This is a genomic window from Paractinoplanes aksuensis (assembly GCF_024137025.1).
Lineage (GTDB): Bacteria > Actinomycetota > Actinomycetes > Mycobacteriales > Micromonosporaceae > Actinoplanes > Actinoplanes aksuensis.
Genome location: NZ_JAMYJR010000028.1, coordinates 240,111 through 262,114 on the forward strand (window position 1 = coordinate 240,111; position 22,004 = coordinate 262,114).

General features: G+C 72.8%; 18 protein-coding genes. 14 read left to right on the forward strand and 4 right to left on the reverse strand.

What is annotated here, in order from left to right:
• Positions 1–31: 31 nt before the first annotated feature.
• A complete protein-coding gene (locus M1L60_RS26205; RefSeq protein WP_253240171.1) occupies positions 32–1,750 on the reverse strand; it encodes a sensor histidine kinase in 1,719 nt (572 codons plus the stop codon).
• Complete coding sequence (locus M1L60_RS26210; RefSeq protein ID WP_253240172.1) at positions 1,747–2,439, reverse strand: response regulator transcription factor; 693 nt, start codon at positions 2,437–2,439, stop codon at positions 1,747–1,749. The genes M1L60_RS26205 and M1L60_RS26210 overlap by 4 nt, the downstream gene beginning before the upstream one ends.
• Positions 2,440–2,624: 185 nt before the next feature.
• Here M1L60_RS26210 and M1L60_RS26215 point away from each other — a divergent pair, with 185 nt between their 5' ends.
• The 14 genes from M1L60_RS26215 (at position 2,625) to M1L60_RS26280 (ending at position 19,634) form a co-directional block, all read left to right on the forward strand.
• A complete protein-coding gene (locus M1L60_RS26215) occupies positions 2,625–4,172 on the forward strand; it encodes an ABC transporter substrate-binding protein (RefSeq protein ID WP_253240173.1) in 1,548 nt (515 codons plus the stop codon).
• 3 nt (positions 4,173–4,175) lie between these two features.
• Entirely contained in the window at positions 4,176–5,144 is a 969-nt protein-coding gene (locus M1L60_RS26220; protein ID WP_253240174.1) for an ABC transporter permease, read from the forward strand.
• The gene (locus M1L60_RS26225; protein WP_253240175.1) at positions 5,144–7,102 is read left to right on the forward strand and encodes a dipeptide/oligopeptide/nickel ABC transporter permease/ATP-binding protein; all 1,959 of its coding nucleotides are present in this window, start codon (positions 5,144–5,146) and stop codon (positions 7,100–7,102) included. The genes M1L60_RS26220 and M1L60_RS26225 overlap by 1 nt, the downstream gene beginning before the upstream one ends.
• Positions 7,099–8,439, forward strand: coding sequence for a serine hydrolase domain-containing protein (locus M1L60_RS26230; RefSeq protein ID WP_253240176.1), 1,341 nt, complete (start codon positions 7,099–7,101; stop codon positions 8,437–8,439). Before M1L60_RS26225 ends, M1L60_RS26230 begins: the two co-directional genes overlap by 4 nt.
• Positions 8,427–9,173 carry an ABC transporter ATP-binding protein gene (locus tag M1L60_RS26235; protein WP_253240177.1) on the forward strand — a complete coding sequence of 249 codons (747 nt, stop codon included), beginning with the start codon at positions 8,427–8,429 and terminating at the stop codon, positions 9,171–9,173. Before M1L60_RS26230 ends, M1L60_RS26235 begins: the two co-directional genes overlap by 13 nt.
• Before the next feature lie 24 nt (positions 9,174–9,197).
• Positions 9,198–10,805: a PucR family transcriptional regulator gene (locus M1L60_RS26240; protein ID WP_253240178.1), complete on the forward strand. Its 1,608-nt coding sequence runs from the start codon at positions 9,198–9,200 to the stop codon at positions 10,803–10,805.
• Positions 10,806–10,903: 98 nt separating this feature from the next.
• Positions 10,904–14,164, forward strand: a complete 3,261-nt coding sequence (locus M1L60_RS26245) for an LpqB family beta-propeller domain-containing protein (RefSeq protein ID WP_253240179.1) — start codon at positions 10,904–10,906, stop codon at positions 14,162–14,164.
• 1 nt (position 14,165) lies between these two features.
• A complete protein-coding gene (locus M1L60_RS26250) occupies positions 14,166–15,245 on the forward strand; it encodes a M20/M25/M40 family metallo-hydrolase (RefSeq protein WP_253240180.1) in 1,080 nt (359 codons plus the stop codon).
• Positions 15,242–16,099, forward strand: a complete 858-nt coding sequence (locus tag M1L60_RS26255) for a GNAT family N-acetyltransferase (protein ID WP_253240181.1) — start codon at positions 15,242–15,244, stop codon at positions 16,097–16,099. The genes M1L60_RS26250 and M1L60_RS26255 overlap by 4 nt, the downstream gene beginning before the upstream one ends.
• Complete coding sequence (gene menC / locus M1L60_RS26260) at positions 16,096–17,202, forward strand: o-succinylbenzoate synthase (protein ID WP_253240182.1); 1,107 nt, start codon at positions 16,096–16,098, stop codon at positions 17,200–17,202. Before M1L60_RS26255 ends, menC begins: the two co-directional genes overlap by 4 nt.
• Positions 17,203–17,268: 66 nt before the next feature.
• Positions 17,269–17,772: a hypothetical protein gene (locus tag M1L60_RS26265; protein WP_253240183.1), complete on the forward strand. Its 504-nt coding sequence runs from the start codon at positions 17,269–17,271 to the stop codon at positions 17,770–17,772.
• Complete coding sequence (locus tag M1L60_RS26270) at positions 17,757–18,083, forward strand: hypothetical protein (protein ID WP_253240184.1); 327 nt, start codon at positions 17,757–17,759, stop codon at positions 18,081–18,083. The genes M1L60_RS26265 and M1L60_RS26270 overlap by 16 nt, the downstream gene beginning before the upstream one ends.
• 523 nt (positions 18,084–18,606) lie before the next feature.
• The gene (locus tag M1L60_RS26275; protein ID WP_253240185.1) at positions 18,607–19,278 is read left to right on the forward strand and encodes a hypothetical protein; all 672 of its coding nucleotides are present in this window, start codon (positions 18,607–18,609) and stop codon (positions 19,276–19,278) included.
• Positions 19,279–19,325: 47 nt separating this feature from the next.
• Positions 19,326–19,634: a hypothetical protein gene (locus M1L60_RS26280; RefSeq protein WP_253240186.1), complete on the forward strand. Its 309-nt coding sequence runs from the start codon at positions 19,326–19,328 to the stop codon at positions 19,632–19,634.
• Between the two features lie 317 nt (positions 19,635–19,951).
• Here the strand turns inward: M1L60_RS26280 and M1L60_RS26285 are convergent, their stop codons facing one another.
• The gene (locus tag M1L60_RS26285; RefSeq protein WP_253240187.1) at positions 19,952–21,361 is read right to left on the reverse strand and encodes a DNA polymerase IV; all 1,410 of its coding nucleotides are present in this window, start codon (positions 21,359–21,361) and stop codon (positions 19,952–19,954) included.
• 52 nt (positions 21,362–21,413) lie between these two features.
• Entirely contained in the window at positions 21,414–22,004 is a 591-nt protein-coding gene (locus M1L60_RS26290; protein ID WP_253240188.1) for a dihydrofolate reductase family protein, read from the reverse strand.

Genomic DNA, 22,004 nt, shown 5'->3' on the forward strand with positions numbered 1-22,004 from the left:
CGCCTAGCCGAAGGGGAGGGCGGACGCCTCCTCAGAGGGACGCCGGCAGCCGGACCGTGAACGTGCTGCCCACCCCGGCCGTGCTGGCTGCCGTGAGGTCGCCGCCGTGGGCCTGGGCCAGTTTGCGGGCGATCGACAGGCCCAGGCCGCTGCCCCCGGTGGCCCGGGCCCGCGCCCGGTCGGCCCGCCAGAACCGGTCGAACACGTGCGGCAGATCGGCCGCGCTGATGCCCTCGCCGGTGTCGCTGACCTCGATGACCACGTCGGGCCCGGCGGTACGGGCCCACACGTCGATCCGGCCGCCGGGCGGGGTGTGCCGGATCGCGTTGGTCAGCAGGTTGGCGATGATCTGCCGGAACCGGACGGGGTCGACCAGGACCGGCAGCTCACCCTCGGCCCGCAGGTGGACCGACGGATAGGCCTCGACGACGGTAGCCAGCAGGTCGGCCGCCGAGTGCTCGGCCCGGTCCAGAGCCAGGGTGCCCGCGTCGGCGTCGGCCAGGTCGGACAGGTCGTCCACGATGTGCTGGAGCAGGCCGGTCTCCTCGAGCAGCAACCGCACCATGTCCTGGTCGAGGTCGGCCAGCCCGTCCTGACCGGCGGTCAGCCAGTTCCGCACGTTGGTGAGCGGGTTGCGCAGTTCATGAGCGATGTCGTCGACCATCGTGCGCCTTTGTTGTTCACTTCGCTCACTTCGCTGGGCGAGGTCGTTGAGCGCGTTGGCCAGGCGGCCGATCTCGTCGGCGCGGGCGATCGTCACCGGGGCCGGGCGGTGGGCCGCCTCGTCGGCCGCGGCGGTCAGGGCGCGCAGCGGACGGACCAGTCGCAGACCGACCAGCAGGGCCGCGGCCACGGCCACCAGCAGCACGAACCCGGCCGCCCCGGCGATCCGCAGGGTGCTCGCCCGGGAAAGGTCGAACGGCGGCGCCGGCGGCTCGGCCGGGCTGCTCAGGAACAGTCGGGCCGGGCGGGCGACGTACGGCCGCAGTTGCGCCCGGCGTGCGTTGTCCACACAGTCCTGGATGTCCTGGACGTTGCCGTAGACGTTGGCGCCGGCGTACTGCCAGGTGAAGTCGACCGGGAACAGCACGATGTCGGGCAGGTGCCGGTTCTTGAGGCACTGGACGACCGGGCCCCGCAGCTTCGCGAGCGCGCGCTGCTCGGCCGGGAACGGCGCGTCCTCGCGGAACAGGCAGTCCCGCCGCAGGCGCGGGGTGCGCTCGGCCATCCGGACGACCAAGCGGCCCGACGGCACCTCCTGGGCGGTGGCCTCGACGCCCTGTGAGCGCAGGCACTCCAGGCGCTGCCGGACCAGTTCACGCTGGGCCGCCCGGTCGCGCTCGCCCAGCCGGTACGGGCCGACGGCGCGCGGATCGATCGGGCCCGAGGCGCCGCCGAGCGGGTCGAGCACCGCCGACGGCCGCCCCGGCAGCGGCGCCGCCGGATCGGAGCTGGCGATGAGGTCGCCGTCAGCGGTGGTGATCGCAATCGTCCGGCCCGTCTCGGCGGCCAGCCGGCGCACGTCCGGCCCGACCGTGTCCCAGCCCGGGTGACCGGCGGCGAAGCCGAGCAGCCGGTCGTAGATGAGGGAGTCGCCGGCCAGCGACTGTGCCCGCTCCTTCTGCACCGCCCGGGTCGCCGTCTGGGCGGCCAGCCAGGCCGTGGTAGCCACCGACAGGATCACGATCAGGATCGAGGTGCCGAGCAGGCGTACGACCAGACTGCGGCGCCACGGCACGGGCCGGCTCACCCGGACGACCCGTCGACCAGCTTGTAGCCCACCCCGTGCACGGTCAGCAGGTAGGCCGGGCGGCGCGGGTCGTCCTCGAGCTTGCGGCGCAGGTTGACCACGTGCATGTCGATCCCGCGGTCGGTGGCGTTGCGGTCGAGCCCGCTGATCCGGTCGGCCAGCTGACGGCGGGTGAAGACCCGGCCCGGCTCGGCGGCCAGCGCGGCCAGCAGCGCGAACTCGCCCCGCGTACAGGGAACCTCGGTCCGGTCCCGGTGCACGGTGTGGCCGGCCGGGTCGACCGTGAGCGCGCCGACCCGCAGCCCGTCCCCGGCCGCCGGGCGCGGGGTGGCCCGGCGCAGCAGCGCGCGGACGCGGGCCACCAGCTCGCGGGGGTCGTAAGGCTTGGTCAGGTAGTCGTCGGCGCCCAGGTCGAACCCCAGCACCCGGTCGTCGGCGCTGGTGCGGGCGGTCAGCATGAGGATCGGCAGGTCGTGGTCGACCCGCAGCACCCGGCACACGTCCCGCCCGTCGATCTCGGGCATCTGCACGTCGAGCACGAGCAGGTCGGGCGCGCGCTGCCGGACGGCGGTGATGGCGGCCCGGCCGTCGGCGACCACCACCGGCGACCAGCCGGCCGCCTGCAGGTAGCGCCGGATGATCTCGGCCTGCCGGGGGTCGTCCTCGGCGATCAGGATGGTGGCGGGCACCGCCCGACTGTAGGCGGCCCGATCCCGGCGTACGGAAAATCTGACAGTCCCTCGACAACTCGGCGGCGGCCGGGAGTGTGTCGTCCACCACGACAACTGGACCGTCCCCATGTTGTCGGCAGCGCCAAAGACAAGGGGGTCGCACGCTCGGCAGTCTTTCGTGACACACAGCACGTGGAGGCACGATGAACGCTTGGCGAAGCGCGGCCGCGGCCGGGGCTGTGGTGCTCCTGGCCGCTTGCGGCAATGACGGCGGCGGTGGCGCGAGTGGGCGCCAGGCGGTCGATGGCAAGACATTCACGATGGCTGTCCCGGGTGACCCCGGCAACCTCGATCCTCACTTCACCTCACTGTCGGTCACCGGTCAGGTCGACCGGTTCCTCTACGATTCCCTGCTCGGGTTCGCGCCCGACGGCAAGACGCTGCCCGGGCTGGCCGAGAAGTGGGAGTCGACCAGCACGACGGCGAAGTTCACCCTGCGCAAGGGCATCACGTGCGCCGACGGCACCCCGCTGACGGCGACGACCGTGGCCAAGAACATCTCGTTCGTGGGCGACGCCAAGAACTCCTCGACCCGGATCGGCCTGTACGTGCCGGCCGGGGCCAAGGCCACGGCCGACGACGCGGCCGGCACCGTCTCGGTGACCTCGCCCAGCCCGGACGCTTTCCTGGAGCGCAACCTGGGCGGCCTGCCGATCGTCTGCGACAAGGGCATGGCCGACCGGACGAAGCTCAAGCAGGCCTCCGACGGCACCGGCATGTACACGCTGACCGAGGCCGTGCCGGACGACCACTACACGCTGACCCGGCGCAAGGAGTACGCGTGGGGGCCGGGCGACTTCAAGGCCGACACCGTCGGCCGGCCCGACAAGGTGGTGATCCGGGTCATCGCCAACGAGACCACCACGGCCAACCTGGTGCTCTCGGGCGAGGTCAACGTGGCCCGGTTCACCGGCCCCGACACGGCCCGGCTGCAGGGCGACCAGTTCCTCAAGCGCGACGTGCTGGCCCCGACCGGCGAGATCTGGTTCAACCAGAAGGCCGGGCTGCCGACGGCCGACCTGAACGTGCGCAAGGCGCTGATCCAGTCGCTCGACCTCAACCAGATGCAGCAGGTCTTCACCAGCGGCCGCGGGACGGCCGCGACCGGCCTGGTCGCCCCGGCCATGACCCCGTGCAAGGGCGACAACGTGGCCGGCAACCTGCCCGCCTTCGACGCCGCCGCGGGCAAGGCGGCCCTGGCCGGCAGCGCCGTCGCCGGCAAGAAGCTGGTCGTGGCCTGGGGCGCCACCGGCAACCCGGGCCAGCAGGCCGCGGCCGAGCTGCTGCAGCAGCAGTGGCAGGCGGCCGGCGTACAGGTTGAGCTGAAGTCGGTCACGACCACGCAGGTCGGGCAGATCGCGGCCGGGCAGCTGGCCTGGGACGTGGCCATGTTCCCGATCGGCGTGACGCTGCCCAGCCAGCTCGTGTCGTTCCTGTCCGGGCCGACCCCGCCCAACGGGGCCAACTTCGCCGCCTTCGACAACAAGGCCTATACGACGGCGGTGGCCGAGGCCCAGAAGCTGACCGGTGAGAGCGGCTGCCCGCAGTGGGCCGCGGCCGAGAAGGCGGTGGTGTCGAACCTGGACCTGGTGCCGTTCGCCAACTCCAACGCGCCGTCCATCGGCAACGGGATCGAGTTCAACCTGTCCGAGGGTGACGTCGACCCGTCGTCGATCCGCATGCTGGGCTGACCGGTGAAGGTCGCTACCGTCACGGACGGCCCGTGGGCCCGGTTCGGGATGCGCCGGGCCGGGCGCCTGGTGCTGAGCGTCTGGGTGCTGGTGACCGCCGCCTTCCTCATGATCCACGTGCTGCCCGGCGACCCGGTCCGGGCGGCGCTCGGCCCGACCGCTCCGCTCTCGCTGATCGAGCAGCGGCGCGAGGCGCTCGGGTTCAACGACCCGCTCTGGCTGCAGTACCTGAACTACCTGCGCAAGCTGCTGACCGGGGACATGGGGGTCTCGATGACCTCCGGTCTGCCGGTGCAGGAGGTGATCTCGGCCCGGCTCGGCTCGACCATCCAGATGGCTTTGCTGGCCTTCGCGCTGGCCGTGGTCGTCTCGGTGCCGCTCGGCCTGCTGATGGCCGTGCTGGCCCGCGACAGCCGCCGCCGCGGCGGGGACTGGGCGCTCACCTCGGCCGGCGTCGTGGTGGCGACCATTCCCGAGTTCCTGATGGCGGTCGGGCTGGTGTTCGTGTTCAGCGTCCAGCTCGGCTGGTTCCCGGTGGCCGGGCGTTCGGGGCCCGACTCGTACGTGCTGCCGGTGCTGGCCCTGGCCATCGGGCCCGCGTTCATGCTGGCCCGGATCGTGCGGGTCGAGCTGCTGGCCGTGCTGCAGACCGACTACATCCGTACGGCCCGGGCCAAACGCCTGCGGGCCGGAGCGATCTATCTGCGGCACGCGTTGCCGAACGCGCTGACCGCCACGCTGACCCTGGGCGGGCTGCTGCTGGGGTCGCTGGTGGCGGGCACGGTGCTGATCGAGAACATCTTCGCCTGGCCCGGGCTGGGCGGCACCATCGTCCAGTCGATCCTGGCCAAGGACTATCCGACCGTGCAGGGCGTGGTGCTCGTCTACGGCATCGGCGTGCTGCTGATCAACCTGGTGGTGGACGTGGCGCTGGCCGTGCTCGACCCCCGCTCGGCGATCCGGGAGAGCTGATGAAGGCGACCGCGGCCAGGCGCTGGACCGGCGCGCTGCGCAGTCCGCTCGGGATCACCGCGGCCGTGCTGCTGGCGGCCGTGGTGCTGCTGGCGGTCGTGGCCCCGCTGATCTGGTCGGGCCGGGCCGACGCGGTGCAGTCGGCCGAGATTCTGCAGGGGCCGTCGTCGGCCCACCCCGTCGGCACCGATCTGCTCGGGCGCGACATCCTGGCCCGGGTGCTGGTGGCGACCCGGCTGTCGGTGGGGCTGGCCCTGCTGGCGACCGCGATCGGGGTGACCGCCGGGTTGCTGCTCGGCACCGCGAACGTGCTGCTGGGCCGCTGGATCGGACGCTGGGTCGGCACGCTCATCAACATCGCCGTGGCGTTCCCGTCGCTGCTGCTGGCGCTGTTCTTCGCCGTCATCTTCGGGGTGGGGGCGAAGGGGGCCGTGCTGGCGATCGGTTTCGCCACCGCGCCCGGCTTCGCCCGCCTCACGCAGACCATGGCGGCCACCGTCTCGGGGCGCGACTTCATCGCCGCGGCCCGGGTGGCCGGGATCGGCCGGATGCGGATCCTGGTGCGGCACGTGCTGCCCAACATCGCCGAGCCGCTGATCGTCTCGGCGACGATGGCGGCCGGCAGCGCTCTGCTGGCCTTCGCCAGCCTGTCGTTCCTGGGGCTGGGCGTGCAGGCCCCCAGCTACGACTGGGGTCGCCTCCTGGGCGAAGGTCTGGCCCAGATCTACGTGCACCCGGCCGGCGCGCTGGCCGCCGGGGTGGCCGTGGTGCTGGCCGCGATGGCGTTCAACCTGAGCGGCGAGGCGGTCGCCCGAGCGATCGGCCTGCGCTCGGCGCAGACCGGTCGACGGACAGAACACACGTACGAGCCGCCACCGGCCGACCCGGAACCGGACGGCCCCGATCAGCCCCTGCTGGCCGTCGAGAACCTGCACGTGACGTTCCCCGCGGCCGGAGGACCGGTCACTCCCGTGCGCGGCGTGAGCCTGTCGGTCCGGCGGGGCGAGGCCATCGGCATCGTCGGCGAGAGCGGCTCGGGCAAGAGCCTGACCGCACTCGCCATCGCCCAACTGATCGAACACCCCGGTCGCGTCCGCGCCGAACGCCTCGAGTTCCTCGGGACCGACCTCCGCGAGAAGGCCGACCATCGGCGGCTGCTCGGCACTTCGCTGTCGATGGTGTTTCAGGATCCGATGACTTCGCTCAATCCCACTCAGCGAGTCGGGCGGCAGTTGGCCGAAGTTGTCCGCGAGCATCAGGGGGCGGACAGGCGCACAGCCTGGCGGCGAGCCGTTGACCGTTTGGCTGCGGTGCGCATTCCGTCGGCCGAGCGCCGCGCGAAGCAGCTGCCGCACGAGTTCTCGGGCGGCATGCGTCAGCGGGCCATGATCGGCATGGGGGTGATGGCCAATCCACAGCTGATCATCGCCGACGAGCCGACCACCGCCCTCGACGTCACCGTTCAGCGCCAGGTGCTGCAGCTGATCGCCAATATCCGGGCCGCCGAGCGGGTCGGGTTGCTGTTCATCAGCCATGACGTGACCGTGGTGGGCCAGGTCTGCGAGCGCGTGCTGGTGATGTACGCCGGCCGGATCGTCGAGGATCTGCCGACCGACGCGCTGCTGCACGACGCTCGGCATCCCTACACGCGGGCTCTGGTGGCCGCCGTGCCCGACATGACGACCGACCGGAACGCCCCGCTCGCCGTCATCCCGGGTCGCCCGCCGGACCCGCACGACCTGCCCGCGGGCTGCCCGTACGCCCCGCGCTGCCTGCTCGCCACCGACCGGTGCCGCCGGGAGGACCCGGCCCTGACCACCTACGCCATCGGCCGTCGCGTCGCCTGCTGGCACGCCGACCAGGCCCCGGCCGCGATCCCGGACAACCGGACCACGGTGCCGGACGACGACAAGACGGACGACCCGATCGCCGCACCCCTGGGAGGGGAACGACCATGACCGACTGGAATCAGCGCCTGGCCGAGCTGGCCGAGCGCCACAACGTGCCCGGCGCGACCCTGGGCATCCTGAGCCAGGGCGAGATCACCGACTTCGCGTACGGGGTGCTGAGCCTGCGCACCGGCGTCGAGACCACCACCGACTCGCTGTTCCAGATCGGGTCGATCACCAAGGTGTGGACGGCCACGATCGTCATGCAGCTGGTCGACGAGGGCAAGCTGCAGCTCGACGCCCCGCTGGTCGAGGTGCTGCCCGAGCTGCGCCTCAGCGACCCCGGCGTCACGGCCAAGGTGACCATGCGCCACCTGCTCACCCACACCAGCGGCATCGACGGTGACGTCTTCACCGACACCGGCCGCGGCGACGACTGCCTCGAGAAGTACACCGCCGTGCTGGCCGACGCCGCCCAGAACCATCCGCTCGACGCCACCTGGTCGTACTGCAACTCCGGGTTCTCGCTGGCCGGACGGGTCATCGAGAAGCTGACCGGCGGCACCTGGGACGCCGCCGTCCGCGACCGGCTGGTCACGCCGCTCGGGCTGACCCACACGGTCACGCTGCCCGAGGAGGCGCTGCTGCACCGGGCGGCCGTCGGCCACGTGACCCACGACGGCGACCAGACCGTGGCGCCGGTCTGGGGCATCCCGCGCTCGGCCGGACCGGCCGGCTCGATCGTCTCCACCGTGGCCGACCTGCTCAAATTCGCCCAGATGCACCTGGACGGCGGCGGCGAGGTGCTCAGCTCGGCCAGTGCCGCCGCCATGGCCGAGCACCAGGCCGACCTGCCGGACAAGTACCTGCTGGGCGACTCGTGGGGCCTGGGCTGGGAGCGGGCGGGCTGGGACGGCCACCGCCTGATCGGCCACGACGGCAACACCATCGGCCAGGCCGCCTTCCTGCGCATCCTGCCCGAGACGGGTCTCGCCGTCGCGCTGCTGACCAACGGCGGCAACGGCGCCAAGCTGTACGAGGAGCTGTACCGCGAGATCTTCGCCGAGCTGGCCCAGGTGCCCGTCCCACATCCGCTCGGCCCGCCGGACGTCCCGGTCGAGGTCGATCCCGCCCCCTACGCGGGTGTCTACGAGCGGGCCAGCATCCGGCAGGAGATCACCGTGACGGATACCGGCCCGGTGCTGCGGGTCAGCGTCACCGGCGCCATGGCCGAACTGCTGCAGGAGGAGCCGGTCGACTACCCGATGGTCGCAGTCGCGCCCGACCTGTTCGTGGCCCAGGACCCGGAGACCGGCAACTGGATCCCGGCCACCTTCTACGAGCTGTCCACCGGCGAGAAGTACGTGCACTTCGGCGCTCGGGCCACGCCGCGATGCGCGAGCTGACCTTCGAGGACGTGACCGTCCGCTTCGGTTCGCGCCGCAGCGGCACGGTCGCCGTCGACGGCGTCGACCTGGTCGTGCCGGCCGGCCGGATCGTGGGGCTGGTCGGCGAGTCCGGGTCGGGCAAGTCGACGCTGGCCCGGGCCGCGGTCGGGCTGGCCCCACTCGCCGCCGGGCGCATTCTGCTCGACGGGCAGCCCATCACCGGGCTGCGGACGCGGCCGCTGCAGATGATCTTCCAGGATCCGTACTCGGCGCTCGACCCGCGGATGAGCATCGGCGCGTCCATCGCGGAGGCCATGCCGCGCGGCACCGGTGACAAGCGGGCCGAGGTGGGCCGCCTGCTCGAGCTGGTCGGCTTGGCCGCGGACCGGGCCGGCGCCCGCCCGGACGAGCTCTCCGGCGGGCAGCGGCAGCGGGTCGCGCTGGCCCGCGCCCTGTCCGGGAAGCCCGAGGTGATCGTGGCCGACGAGATCACCTCGGCCCTGGACGTGTCGATCCAGGGCGCGGTGCTCAACGCGGTGCGCGACCTGCAACGCCGGATGCGGCTGACGATGCTGTTCATCTCGCACAACCTGGCCGTGGTGCGCTACGTCAGCGACATCGTGGCCGTGATGCGCCAGGGTCGCATCGTCGAGTACGGCCCGGTCGACGAGGTGCTGCTCGACCCGCAGCACGAGTACACGCGCGAACTGCTCGCGGCCGTCCCGCGTCCCGGCGTGCCCCTCGGAACCTGATCTATGCGGCTAGGCTCCGGTGGCATGAGCCAGCAGCCGCGCGCCAGCCTCGGGCGGGTCCTCGACGATCTCGGGGCCACGCTGCTCGATCTGGTGCACGGCGAGGTGCGGTCGGCCGAGCCGATCGCCGGCATCGCCATCCATGACCCGTACGACGAGACGCATCTGCCGTCGCCCGCGCTCGTGCTCGGCGTGGGGCTGCGCGAGCCGGCCGAGATCGCCGCCCTGTTGCGCGCGCTCGGACCGCACGGGGCGGCCGGTCTGATCGTACGGGCCCCCGTGCCGGCCGGGGACGACGTGCGGGCGGCGGCGCAGGAGTCCGGAGTGGCTCTGCTCGCCCTGACCCGGGGCGCCTCGTGGGCCCAGCTGGCGGCGCTGCTGCGGTCGATGCTGAGCCAGGGCGACGTCGGCGACGCCGGGCCCGAGATGCTCGGCGGGCTGCCCTCGGGTGACCTGTTCGCGCTGGCCAACGCCGTGGCCGCGCTCGTCGACGCGCCGGTCACGATCGAGGACCCGGACTCGCGGGTGCTGGCCTTCTCGGGCCGCCAGGAGGAGGCCGACGAGTCGCGGGTCGAGACGATCCTGGGCCGCCAGGTGCCGGAACGCTTCGCCCGCATTTTGTCCCGCGCGGGCGTGCTGCGCGACCTGCACCACAGCGCCGATCCGGTGTTCGTGACGCCGCCGCCGACCGCGCCCGGCGAGTTCTCGGTGCCGCGGGTGGCGGTGGCCGTGCGCGCGGGCGACGAGTTCCTGGGCTCGATCTGGGCCGCCGTGCACGAGCCGCTCACGCCCGACCGCTCGCGCGCCTTCAGCGATGCCGCGAAGCTGGTCGCGCTGCACATGCTGCGGCTGCGCGCGGGGGCCGATGTCGAACGCCGATTGCGTACGGAACTGGTCGGCACGGCCTTGGAAGGCGGTGCGGGCGCCCGGGAGTCGCTGGCCCGTCTCGGCCTGGCCGACCAGCCGCTGGTGGTGCTGGCCCTGGCCCCGGCCGAGCCGGAGGGCGCGGCCGACCGGTCCGGGCTGGCGGCCGACCGGCAACGGCTGACCGACGCGCTCACCATGCACCTGAGCGCCGTGCACGCCGGCAGCGCGGTGGCCCTGCTCGGCGACGTCGCCTACGGGCTGCTGCCCGCGGTCACCTCGGAGCGCGCGGTCAAGGTGGCCACGGAGTTCCTCGACCGGGTCGGCGACCGGGTGCCGGCCCTGATCGGGGTCAGCCCGCCCGGCTCGTCGGTGGCCGAGCTGGCCGCGGTGCGGGTGAGCGCCGACCGCGCGCTGCGGGTGCTGCGCTCGGGCGGTGGGCGGCGGGTCGCCCGGCTCGAGGACGTCTACACCCGGGCCATGGTGCTGGAACTGCGCGACTTGACGGCGGCCCGGGGCGACGCGCCGAGCGGGCCGCTGGCCAAGCTGCTGGCCTACGACGCCGAGCACAACGCCAACCTGGTCGAGACGTTCGCGGCTTGGCTCGACGCGTTCGGCGACGCCGTGGCGGCCGCGGCCGCCCTGCACGTGCACCCCAACACCTTCCGCTACCGGCTGCGGCGCCTGGCCGAGGTGGGCGAGGTCGACCTGACCGACCCCGAGGCAAGGTTCGGCGCGATGCTGCAACTCCGCGTCTTCTCGGCGTAGCGGACGAGTCGAGGGCCTCCGACTCGTCCGGGCGCACCATGACACGGGTACCCCACGCCAGGCAGGCTTCGCGCTGAGGCCTAGGCGAGGGGGAAACAGTGGCACGTCGTGCGCGGATCGAGGACCTGGTGTCGGTGACGACGCCCGAACAGCCCGCCCTGAGCCCGGACGGCAACCGGATCGCGTACGTCTTGCGCGCCGCCGACGAGGCCGGCGACCGGGTCACCCGGGGTCTCTGGCTGGCCGGGACCGGTGAACCGCGCCGGCTGACCCGCGGGCCGGCCGACACTTCGCCGGCCTGGTCGCCGGACGGCCGGCAGCTCGCCTTCCTGCGCGGCGGCGACGGGGCGGCCCAGATCTGGCTGCTGCCCGCCGACGGGGGCGAGGCCGAAGCAGTCACCGACCTGCCCAAGGGGGCGGGGGCGCCGGTGTGGAGCCCGGACGGCACGCGGATCGCCTTCGCCGCGGCCGTGTCCACGACCGGCGCCGACGAGAAGGCGCCGATCGTCACCGAGCGCCTCGACTACCAGGCCGACGGCGCCGGGTGGCTGCGTGATGTCCGCAATCATCTGTTCGTGCTCGACGTGGAGAGCCGCGAGTGCCGGCAGGTGACCGAGGGGGACTGGCACGCGGGCGAACCGGCCTGGTCGCCCGACTCGACGCGGCTGGCCTTCGCGGCGGCCACCGGCCCCGACGCCGACCTGGTGTTCCGGGCGCCGCTGCACGTCGTGGACGTCACCGACGCCAAGGCCCGGCCGCACGCGGTCGGGCTGGCCGACGGGGTGGCCGGGCCGGGCGCGTGGACCCCGGACGGTGACGCGCTGGTGGTCGTCGGCTTCGAGGGGGAGCCGGTCGGTCACGCGGGGCTGCTGTACGTGCCGCTCGACGGGGGCGGGGTGCGCGACCTCGCGAAGAGCCTCGACCGCAACGTCATGGCGGGCGGGCCGGCCTATCCGGGCGCGGTGCCCCGGTTCGCGGCCGACGGGCGGACAGTGCTTTTCTGCGTACGGGACAGGGGTTGCTCGCATCTGTACGCCGTGTCGCTCGACGGCGGTGAGCCTCGGGTGCTCGTCGGGGGAGCGGGTCGCGTGGTCGCCGGACTGTCCGTGTCGGGTGCCACGGCCGTTGTCACTCTGGCTACCCCGGGGTCGTACGGAGAAATTGTCACGATCGACGTGGCGAGCGGGGCCGAAAGCGTGCGCACGAACCACGGGAAGGTCTTCGAGGACGTCGAGTTGTTCGCGCGGGTGGAGCGCGAGTTCACCATCTCGGACGGCACGGTGGTGCAGGGCTGGCTGATCCGCGACCCGGCGGCGACCGGCCCCACGCCGTTGCTGCTGGACATCCACGGCGGCCCGCACAACGCCTGGAACGGTGCGGCCGACGAGGTCCACCTGTACCACCAGGAGCTGGCGGCCGACGGCTGGACCGTGCTGCTGCTCAACCCGCGGGCCAGCGACGGCTACGGCGAGCAGTTCTTCACCGCCGCCGTGGGCGCGTGGGGCGAGGCCGACGCCCGCGACTTCCTCGAACCGCTCGACCAGCTGGTCGCCGACGGCACCGCCGACCCGGCGAAACTGGCCGTGGCCGGGTACAGCTACGGCGGCTACATGACGTGCTATCTCACCGCGATCGACGACCGGTTCGCGGCCGCGGTCACCGGCGGCGTGGTCAGCGACCTCACCAGCATGGCCGGCAGCTCGGACGACGGGCACCTGCTGGCCGGCCTCGAACTCGGCGGCACCCCGTGGGCCGAGCCGGGGCGCTACGCGGCGATGTCGCCGATCACCCGGGTGGCCGACGTCGACACGCCGACCCTGATCATCCAGGGCGACTCCGACCTGCGCTGCCCGGTCGGCCAGGCCCAGCAGTGGCACACCGCGCTGCGCGAGCGGGGCGTGCCGGCCGAGCTCGTGCTGTACCCGGGCGGGTCGCACCTGCTGATCGTCGAGGGGCCGCCCTCGCAGCGGCTCGACTTCAACCGGCGGATCGCCGAGTGGGTGCGCCGGCACACCGGCACCGGCCGGGCCCCGCTGGACGCCGGGCACTGGCAGCGGCGGCTCGACGTGCTGGCCAAGCGTCATGGCGTGCCGGGGGCGGTGCTGGGGATCCTGCGCGGCGACGAGCTCGTCGAGGCCGCCTACGGCCTGCTCAACGTCGACACCGGGGTCGAGACCACCACCGAGTCGGTGTTCCAGATCGGCTCGATCAGCAAGGTGTGGACGGCCACGCTCGTGCAGCAACTGGTGGACGAGGGCCAGCTCGAGCTGGACGCCCCGATCGCCGACGTGCTGCCCGAGCTGACGCTGGCCGACTCCGGCGTCGCGGCCAAGGTGACCATGCGCCACCTGCTCACCCATACCAGCGGCATCGACGGCGACGTCTTCACCGACACCGGCCGCGGCGACGACTGTCTCGAGAAGTACGTCGGCGGCCTGCGTGAGGTGGCCCAGAACCACCCGCTCGGGGCCACCTGGTCGTACTGCAACTCGGGGTTCTCGCTGGCGGGCCGGGTGATCGAGAAGCTCACCGGCGGCACCTGGGACGCGGCCGTCCGCGACCGGATCGTCAAACCGCTGGGCCTGCGCCGCACCGGCACCCTGCCCGAGGAGGCGCTGCTGCACCGGGCGGCCACCGGCCACGTGCCCGGTCCGCAGGTCGCTCCGGTGTGGACGCTGCCGCGCGCGCTCGGCCCGGCCGGGCTGATCAACTCGACCGCGGCCGACCTGCTGGCGTTCGCCAGGATGCACCTGGACGGGGGCGGGGACGTGCTGAGCGCGGCCGGCGCCGCCGCGATGACCGACGAACAGGTCGAGCTGCCCGAGAAGTACACGCTGGGCGACTCGTGGGGGCTGGGCTGGATCCGCTTCGGCTGGGACGGCCACCGGCTGATCGGCCACGACGGCAACACCATCGGCCAGTCGGCGTTCCTGCGGCTGCTGCCGTCGCAGGGCCTGGCCGTGACCCTGCTGACCAACGGCGAGGGCGCCCGCGACCTCTACCAGGACCTGTTCGGCGAGATCTTCGCCGAGGTGGCCGGGGTGACGATGCCGCAGCCGCTGAGCCCGCCGTCGCCGCCGGTCGAGGTCGACGTCACCCCGCACCTGGGCACCTACGAGCGGGCCAGCACCCGGCTCGAGGTGCTGGAGGGCTCGATCCTGCGGATGACCCAGACCGGGCCGCTGGCCGAACTCAGCCCCGAACCGGTCCACGAGCTGCCTATGGTGGGGGTCAAGGACGACCTCTTCCTGGTACGGATGCCGCAGAGCGACACCTGGTTCCCGGTGTACTTCTACCGGCTGCCCACCGGGGAGCGCTACGTGCACCTGGGTGTGCGGGCGACCCCGAAGGTGGCTTGAGATGAACCTGCCCGAGATGCTGGCCGACCTGCGTGAGCTGGTGACCTGCGAGTCGCCCTCGGACGATCGGGCCGCCGTGGCCCGCAGCGCCGAGGTGCTGGCCGCGGTCGGGCGCCGGCGGCTGGGCGTGGACCCGGAACGCATCGTGCTCGACGGCCGCACCCACCTGCGGTGGCGGTTCGGCGACGGGCCGCCGCGGGTGCTGCTGCTCGGCCATCACGACACGGTGTGGCCGCTGGGATCGCTCGCCCTTCATCCGTACGAGATCGAGGGGGAGTTTCTGCGCGGGCCGGGCTGCTTCGACATGAAGGCCGGGGTGGTGCAGGCGCTGCACGCCGTGGCCGCGCTGCCCGACCGGGCCGGGGTCAGCGTGCTGATCACCGGCGACGAGGAGCTGGGCTCGCCGTCGTCGCGCGAGCTGATCGAGCAGGAGGCCACCGGCTGCGCGGCCGCCCTGGTGCTGGAAGGCGCGGCCGACGGGGGCGCGCTGAAGACCGAGCGCAAAGGCGTTTCGCTCTATCTGGTACGCATTCTCGGGCGGGCCGCGCACGCCGGGCTCGAACCCGAAGCGGGGGTGAACGCGACAGTGGAACTGGCCCACCAGGTGCTCGCGGTGCAGGCCCTGGCCGACCCCGTTTCCGGTACGAGCGTCGTGCCGACCCGGACGGCCGCGGGCACGACGACCAACACCGTGCCCGCGCTGGGCGAGTTCGCCGTCGACGTCCGTGCCCGCACCGTCGCCGAGCAGCTGCGCGTCGACGCCGCCCTGCAGGCGCTGACCCCGGTGCTGCCCGGGGCCCGGATCGTCGTCGAGGGTGGCCCGAACCGGCCGCCGCTCGAGGCGACCGCCTCCGACGCGCTCTACCTGCGCGCGATGGCCTTCGACGGCGCGCTGGAACGGGCCGCTGTCGGCGGCGCCTCGGACGGCAATTTCACGGCCGGCGTCGGCACACCCACGCTGGACGGCCTGGGCGCGGTCGGCGGCGGCGCCCACGCGGCCGGCGAACACGTCGTCGTGGCCGAGATGCCGCGGCGGGCGGCCCTCGTCACGGCCCTGGTGCGGGAGGTGACCGGCCGATGAGCGACCTGCTCACCCCGGCCACGGCGGCCGATCTGGCGGCCACGGCGGCCGGCGTCCGGATCCGGATCGTCACCGAACTGGCCGAGCTGCACGAGATCTTCTGGCTGTTCGACAGCATCTGGCACTCGGCCCCGGCCCACGCGCCGGTCTCGCGGGAACTGCTGCGTGCGATGAGCAAGGCCGGCAACTACGTGGCCGGGGCGTTCGACGAGACCGGGCTGGTCGGGGCATGCGCCGCGTTCTTCGCCGCGCCGGACCGCCACGAGATCCACAGCCACATCGCCGGGGTCGCGCGGGCGGCCCGGGGGCGCAACGTGGGCTGGGCCCTCAAGCTGCACCAGCGGGCGTGGGCGCTCGACCACGGCATGAGCAGGATCAGCTGGACCTACGACCCGCTGGTGAGCCGGAACGCGTACTTCAACCTGGTCAAGCTGGGTGGGGCGCCGGTGCAGTACCTGCCCGACTTCTACGGCCCGATGGGCGACGCCATCAACGGCGACGACGCCACCGACCGGCTGCTGCTGCAGTGGGACCTGACCGCGCCCCGCGTCGACCAGGTGGCCCGGGGCGAGCGCCCGCAGCGCTGGGACGCCGAGATGCTGCGCGCGGCCGGGGCGGTGACGGCCCTCGGTCGTACGCCCTCGGGGGAACCCGTCCCAGGCGAGGCCGACGGCCGGATCGTGCTGGTGGCCGTGCCGCCCGACATCGAAGCGTTGCGCCGCACCGACCCGGCCGGCGCCCGGCGCTGGCGGGTGGCCGTGCGCGAGGCCCTGGGCCCGCTGATCGACGGCGGGGCCCGGGTGACCGGCTTCGACCGGGCCGGGTGGTACGTGGTGGAGAGGACTGACGCATGAAACTGACCGGAATCGAGCTGCGCCGGATCCGGATGCCGCTGGTGTCGCCGTTCCGCACGTCCTTCGGCACGGAGACCGAACGCGACGTGCTGCTGCTGCGGGCGGTCACCGACGAGGCCGAGGGCTGGGGCGAATGCGTCGCGATGAGCGACCCGCTCTACTCCAGCGAGTACGTGGAGGCGGCGGCCGACGTGCTGCGGCGCTACCTGGTGCCGGCGCTGGGCGCTTTTGATCTGGATGCGGCCGCCGCTGTCGCGCCCGCCCTGCACAAGTTCAAGGGCCACCGGATGGCCAAGGCGGCCCTGGAGATGGCGGTGCTCGACGCCGAGCTGCGCGCCTCGGGCCGCAGCTTCGGACGGGAACTGGGTGCCACCCGGGACCGGGTACCGTGCGGGGTGTCGGTCGGCATCATGGACTCGATCCCCGAACTGCTGGACGCGGTCGACGGCTACCTGGCCCAGGGCTACGTCCGGATCAAACTCAAGATCGAGCCCGGCTGGGACGTGGCGCCGGTGCGGGCCGTCCGCGAACGCTTCGGCGACGACGTGCTGCTGCAGGTCGACGCGAACACGGCGTACACCGTGGGGGACGCGCCGCTGCTGGCCGCGCTCGACCCGTTCGGGCTGCTGCTGATCGAACAGCCGCTCGACGAGGAAGACGTGCTCGGCCACGCCGAACTGTCCAAGCGCGTCCGCACCCCGATCTGCCTCGACGAGTCGATCGTGTCGGCCCGGTCCGCGGCCGACGCCATCCGCCTCGGCGCCTGCAGCATCATCAACGTCAAACCGGGCCGGGTCGGCGGCTACCTGGAGGCCCGCCGCATCCACGACGTGTGCGTGGCCAACGGGATCCCGGTGTGGGCCGGCGGCATGCTCGAAACAGGCCTGGGGAGGGCGGCCAACGTGGCTTTGGCCGCCCTCCCCGGTTTCACCCTGCCCGGCGACACGTCGGCCTCGGCCCGCTACTACAGCACCGACGTCACCGAGCCGTTCGTGCTGCAGGACGGCCACCTGCCCGTCCCCACCGGCCCCGGCCTGGGCGTCGAGCCCCGCCCCGAGGTCCTGGCCGAGATCACCACCAGCATGGAGTGGCTGCCGTTGTAGCGAACGCTGCCGCACCACCGTCTTTGCGGGCTGACCTTCGGGGGCCGGCATGGTTCGATCATCGGCGTGAGCGGAACACAGGCGATCACCCTCAACCGGACCGAGCGCTGGTTCGTGCGGGCCGCGCTGCCCCAACTGGTCGCCGAGTTCACCGCCCGGCCGCAGGTCGTACCACGGATGGTGCCGTTCCTGACCGGGGCGTCGCTGTACTGGCTGCTCCAGGTGGCATCCGTCCCGACCATCCTGTCGCTGATCCTGCCGCTGCTGCTGATGGCGGTGATCTGGCCGGTCACGGGCGGGTTGAACGGGCACCGCCCGCCCCGGCTGAGCTGGGCCGGGGTGGTCGGGGTGGCGGTGTTCCACGGCGCCGTCTTCGTGGTCGGCGGGCCGCTGGTGCATGCGGCGTGGCCCGGAGCGTTCGGGCCCGACGCGACCAGCCCGTTGGTGGTGGGGACGGCCGGCTGGCCGAGGCGTGTCGGGGTACTCCGCTGGCCGGTGTCGACATCCCGCCGGCCGCCCCATTGCGGCCGTTGGAGCCGCGGCAAGAGCTCAACGTGCTGGTGCTGCTGACCGTCCGCCAGCTGGTGCAGGCGGCGATCATCGGCCTGGGGCTGTTCCTGTTCTTCGTGGCTCTGGGCCTGATCACCGTCCAGGATGAAACCGCGGCCGAGTGGATCGGCCACGAGCCCGCACTGCAGGTCGGGGTGCCGGTTGCCCTGTTCAAGCTGGCCGCCCTGCTGGCCTCCTTCGGTGGCGTCTCGTTCTCCACCACCTCGATGACCAACCCCGACTACCGCCAGGAGTTTTTCGAGCCGGTGCTCCGCAGCGTCCGCCGCCCCATCCTGGTCCACACGGTCTACTGCGCCCTGATCTCCAAGTAACCCGATCTTCTTCGGCGGTCCGGATCGAACCGGAACGCGGGCGCCGCCCGTACCTCCTGGCGACACACCCGGTCGCAGCGAGGAGACAGCAATGGACGGACTCGACGAGCCGACCGAGACCTACCCCCTGCTGTCCGGCGCCGCCGGCTTCGCCTACCAGGACGAGCAGTCCGGTTCCCCGGCCCCGCCGCCTCGCTCCCAGGACTCGTCACCCCCGTCCCACGGCCCATCCACTCCGTCCCAAGCCCCATCCACTCCGTCCCAAGCCCCATCCACTCCGGCCCAAGCCCCATCCATTCCGGCCCAAGCCCCATCCAATCCGTCCCAGGACCGGCTATCCCCGGATAACATGTCGTCGTCCCTGGATGAGCTGTTCCTCTCCCCGGATGACATGTCCTCCCTTCGCCGAGGGTCGTCCAGGCCTTCCGGTTCCGCTCCCGCCAGTGCTTCGGGTGACGAGCCTTTGACCGAGGAGTTCGACCCGGTCCCACCCACCGCAGCACGTCGCCGCCCCCGTCCGAAGATGGTGGTGGCCTTGGTCGGCGTGGCCGTGCTCCTGGGAGTGACGATCCTGGTCATCACCAAGTCGTCCGAGCCGACCGCTCCGACCACCGTCGCCGGTCCGGCATTCCAAGCGGGCACGTTCGACCTGGCCAGCAACGTGACCGAGCTGAACCTGGAGCTGGGTCGGCCCGCCGACGGCCCGATCGGGGTCACCACCCCACCCGGCAGCGGCCTCAACCCCGCGACCAGCGTGGATGGCACCGACGTCAAGGTGACCGCCCGCCCGACCGGCGAGTCCGGCCCCGGCCGCCTGGACGTCCTCCTCGACGACCGGATCACCTGGACCATCCGCATGAACGGCGGGGTGCGCGCCGCGAAATTCGTCCTCACCGGCGGCACCGTCCGCGCGGTCGACCTGACCGGCGGCGCCGACAGCGTCTACCTGGCCCTGCCCACCTCGTCCGGCTCCCTGCCGATCCGCATGTCCGGCGGCGTCCGCGAATGGAACATCCAGACCGAGGGCGAGGTCCCCGTGCGGGTCCGGGCCGACTCCGGCGCGGGCGAGGTCAGTCTCTACGGCAAACGCGAGAGCGGCATAGCCCAGAACACCACCCTGACCGCCGGCGACGGCTCCGGCCTGGAGGTGACCGCCGCCGCCGGCTTCGGCTCCCTCGCCGTCAGCTCGCGGTAGCCACCAGTCAGGCGCCGCTCCGGGCGGCCGGTGAACACGTGCTGCCGGTGCCGCTCCCGGTGGACGACCCGCTGGAGCGCCTGCGCGAGAACGAAGCGGTCCGGCTCTTCGTCGAGCGCGCAGTGGCGGCGGCAGGCGACTTCGAGCTCACCGATCTCAACCGCGCGGCCGTGGCGGATCTGTGCCGGCGGCTCGACGGCCTGCCCCTGGCGATCGAGCTGGCGACCGTCCGGACCCGCGCGCTCGCCCCGGCCCAGATCCTCGACCGGCGGCACGACCGGTTCGCGCTGCTCGCCGGCGGCACGAGGGCCGCCCTTCCCAGGCACGAGACATTGCGTACGACCCTCGAGTGGTGAGCGAGCTCACCCCAGCTCTGTTTGATGTCCAGGAGTTCGTACTGGGGAAAGACCGCCAGGAGCCGGTCGTGACCGCCTCGACGAGCAGCCGCCACCCCTCGCCGACCGACGCCACCTCGAAGTCACCGTTCCGGCCGTGCGGCCGCAGCCGGCCCAACAATTCGGGGCTGTTGACGGGATCGAGGCACCACATCGACCGAGTTTCCCACGCGATCGTCGTCGGATCGGTGCGCGGGCAACCCGGCGGCCGGTGACGCAAAGCGGACGAGGGGCTGTGAGTACGACCCCGGGCCCGGCACGCGTTCGCATCGCGCGGATCAGGCGGGGGCCGCGACGGGTGGCGTGTTGGTCCAGTCGGGTGGGTCGGACGGGTGCAGGGCCGGGTCGTCGACCGCGAAGGTGCGGACCGGACCCGGGGGAGTGGACGGGCCCTCGAAGCGGACCGTGACGACGCCGCGGCCGCTGCCCCATACCCAGCCGGAGCCGTGGTTGTCGTGACGCACGTCCTGGCCCGGGCGCCAGTCGGTGGCTGCGGGCGGCGTCGGCCTCCCCGGTGCCGTGGGCGGGGAGCCCTCTTCATGGTCGGCGGGCCGATGGTGGGCGCCGGAAGTGGCGAAGGTGTCCGGGGTGGCGGTGACCGTGGAGCCGAACAGGTCGTCCTGGACGAAGTCGGCCAGGGTGGTGGCGCCGACGCCCAGCAGGCGGATGCCGGCCGAGGTGTCGATCTCGGCCAGCAGGGTGCGGGCGAACTGGGCGACCAGCCGCGGGTCGTCCGTGGGCTGGGCCCGGGTGGCCGAGCGGGTGATCGTGGTGAAGTCGTGGTGGCGGACCTTGATGGTGACCGTGCGGGCCGACAGGCCGCCCGCCCGCAGGCGGCTGCCGACGCGGGTGGCCAGCAGGTCGATCTCATGGTTGAGGCGCCCGCGGTCGGTCAGGTCGAACTCGAACGTCTCCTCGGCCGAGACGGATTTGGCCTCGCGTTCACCGACCACCGCGCGGTCGTCCTCGGCGCGGGCCAGCCGGTAGAGGCCGGCGCCGTGGGCCTGGCCGAACCAGTCGATCAGGTCGGACCGGTCGACGCGGGCCAGGTCGCCGATGGTGTGCAGGCCGGAGCGGCGCAGGCGTTCGGCGGTGGCGGGGCCCACGCCGGGCAGACGGGTCACCGGCAGTGGGTGCAGCACGGCCTGTTCATCGCCGGGAGCGACGACGGTCAGGCCGTTGGGTTTGTTCAGGTCGGAGCCGATCTTGGCCACCAGTTTGGAGGTGCCGATGCCGATCGACGCCGTCACCCCGCCGGTGGCCGCCGCGATCTCGCGCCGGGCCTGCTCGGCCAGGGCGGTGACGCCGCCCACCGTCAGGTCGTGGTGGCCGGCCGCGGCCAGGTCGAGGTACGCCTCGTCGATCGAGACCTGTTCGACCAGCGGCGACAGCTCGGCCAGCACGGCCATGACAACCTCGCTGGTCTTGCGGTAGGCGGCGAACCGCGGCGCGAGAAACGCCGTGCCGGACGGGCAGCGGCGTCGAGCCTCGGCCGTCGGCATGGCCGAACGGGCCCCGAACTGCCGGGCCTCGTACGACGCCGTGGCCACCACGCCCCGCCCGGCCACCCCGCCGACGACGACCGGCCGGCCGCGCAGCGAAACCTTGTCGCGCTGCTCGACCGCCGCGAACATCGCGTCCAGGTCGACGTGGGCAATGCTCGCCTCACGCCTTCGTCCACCACTCACCCCTCCAGTGTCGTTCAGGGGTACGACAAAACCGCGCCCGCCGCCGCCGACGTCACCGGGCGGCGCCCTGGGGGTGCAGGGTGGGGCGGTAGACGAATTCCTGGATGCGGCCGTCGAGGGTGCGGGTCTCGACCAGGTCGAGGTCGAAGTCGGCCGCGCCCCGGAAGATGGGGTCCTCGCCGGTCTGGCCGGTGATCACCGGGAACAGCGTGACCTGCACGAAGTCGACCAGGCCGGCCGCCATCAGGGCCCGGTTCATCGACAGGCTGCCGTGGGAGCGCAGCGGCACCGCGGACTCCTGCTTGAGCCGGGCCACCACGTCGACGGCGTCGCCCTTGACCACCGTGCCGTCCGGCCAGTCGAGGGGGCCGTCCAGGGCGTTCGAGATGACCGTGGCGGGCAGGCCGACCATCCGGGTCACCCAGGGATCCCGTACGGATTCCTCGGCGCCCGAGGCGAGCAGCCCCACGAACGCACGGTAGGTGTTGGCGCCGAAGACCATGCGCTGTTCCCGTTCGTACTGGGAAAGCCTGTGCTTCAGAAGTTCGGGGCCCTGCTTGCCCCAGTAGCCGGTCCAGTCGCCGCCGGCCGCGCCGAAGCCGTCGAGGCTGGAGAAGACGTCGAAGGTGTAGGTCGCTGTCAT